This window comes from Dietzia sp. B19 (assembly GCF_014145155.1).
GTDB lineage: Bacteria > Actinomycetota > Actinomycetes > Mycobacteriales > Mycobacteriaceae > Dietzia > Dietzia natronolimnaea.
Genome location: NZ_JAALED010000498.1, coordinates 9431 through 11593 on the forward strand (window position 1 = coordinate 9431; position 2163 = coordinate 11593).

Genomic DNA, 2163 nt, shown 5'->3' on the forward strand with positions numbered 1-2163 from the left:
GTCGAGGGCTGCCCGTATCAAGGCTAAGTCCAAAGTCACTGTGGTGATTGGCAACCCGCCCTATGACGAACGGGCACAAGGTCGCGGCGGCTGGATCGAGAACGGAAGCGACAGCGAGAAGACGAAGAAAGGCGGCGGTTACCGCCCCTTAGATGACTTCCGCGCCGAGGGAAACGGCCGCACCGAGTACGTCCTCAAGAACCTCTACATCTACTTCTGGCGGTGGGCTACCTGGAAAGTCTTCGACGCCAACGCAAACCTACCCAACGGTGACGTGGGAGTCGTTTGCTACATCACCACCTCAGGCTATCTACGCGGCGCCGGATTCAAGGGCATGCGCGAGTACCTACGCCGCACCACCAGCGAAGGCTGGATTATCGATGTCTCCCCCGAGGGAATGCGTCCCGACGTACCGACTCGAATCTTCCCTGGCGTGCAGCAACCACTCGCGATCGCGATCTTCACTCGCCGCCCGGATTGCGATTCAGATGTGCCGGCCACGATTCACTACACCGCGATCCACGGCCGACGGTTCGAGAAGTACGACGCCCTGACCAAACTGAACCTCGACGGTGACCAGTGGCGCCAAGCTCGCACAGCCTGGCAAGCACCGTTCACACCAGCAGCAGACACCGACTGGGACGACTTCCCTGCGGTCAATGACCTTCTCCCATGGACAGCTCCTGGGATAAAGCCGAACCGCACCTGGGTTTACGCGCCCGCTCGCGAAATCCTGTCGGATCGACTCCTGCGGGTTATCTCTGAGAGCGACCCCGACCGCAAGAAGGTTCTGTTTAAAGAGACGTCATCGTCCCACCTAGAAACCACCACGAAACCCCTCAGCGGTTCGGATACAGAACAAGGCACCGCCGCGCCGTTCTCCGAAGAGAAGCCGGCTCACGCCCGGGCTGCGAGGCACGTGCGGGTCGGATTTCGATCGTTCGACCGCCAATGGCTCATTGCCGATCGACGATTGATGCACCGTCCGTCCCCTGATCTCTGGGCAGCACGGCGTCCAGGGCAGATCTTCGTCGTGGAGCAGCACGCCGAAGCAATCAGCCACGGACCAGGGGTTGTGTTCTCGGCGCTGATCCCTGACATGCATCACTTCAACAATCGGGGAGGACGAGCGCTCCCGCTACTGCACCCCGGCGGGCGACCTAACATCGCCGCCGGCCTCCTTGGCGCACTGTCCACACTTACTGGGCGCCCTGTCACACCAGAGGATGTTGTCGCCTACCTAGCGGGGGTGCTCTCCCATCCCGGGTTTACCGCGCGTTTCGCAGACGAGCTGACTACCCCGGGCATCCGAGTGCCGTTTACGACCAGTCCGGAGCTCTTCGAACGAGCCGTCACGCTCGGGATGGAGGTTGCCTGGCTGCACACCTATGGCGCTACGTTCGTTGACCCAGAGTCCGGGCGTCCAGCCGGCGATGTGCGGCTCGCGGCTGGAGATTCTCGTCGGGTGATGAATTTAGCGGCGATAGCTGAGATGCCATCCGAGATGATATTCAATGAGGCCACGGGTGAGGTGCGACTCGGTGGTGGCGCATTCGGCCCGGTGAGTCCTGCGGTGTGGGAGTACACCGTGGGAGGAAAGAACGTGCTCCGGTCGTGGTTCGGCTACCGCAAGGCCGAACCAGGAGGAAAGAAGTCCAGTCCCCTCGACGATGTACATGTCTCGTCTTGGCCGCCCGAGTGGACCAGCGAGCTTCTTGACTTGCTGTCGGTGCTCACCCGCCTGGTCGGGCTCGAGGAAGCGCAGGTGGAACTGCTGGATGAGATCATGTCCGTCTCGCTGGCGTCTCGAGACATGCTTGCCTCCGCCGGTGCCGTCTGGCCGGACGGGACAAAGGACTCCCAACGCAGGCCAGATTATTCGAGTGCACAGCCCGGCTTCGATGAGGGCGACGAAGGACAGCTGGGCTTCTCCTTCACGTGAGAGACCCGTGATCGCGGGTCCGGGTGTAGCTCGCCGTTCCAAGTTGCTCAGCTCGTGGGCGTTCGAGCGACGGCTTCACCGCCATACTTGTCGTATGACAGAACCGAGACCGGCAGACCAGGCTGCTCTTGAGGGCCTGCGCCAGGACCAGACGGGGGTCTGCTGGTGGTGCGGGAGCATCGCGGACAGTCAGGAGCTGACCTGCCGCGTTGATTTCGGAC

1 protein-coding gene is annotated in these 2163 nt (G+C 62.1%); it reads left to right on the top strand.

Annotated elements, in window-relative coordinates; genetic code table 11:
- Nucleotides 1-1942 (top strand): type ISP restriction/modification enzyme (locus tag G6020_RS13715; RefSeq protein WP_347238379.1); only part of this gene is annotated, 1942 nt, incomplete at its 5' end.
- Between the last annotated feature and the right edge of the window lie 221 nt (nt 1943-2163).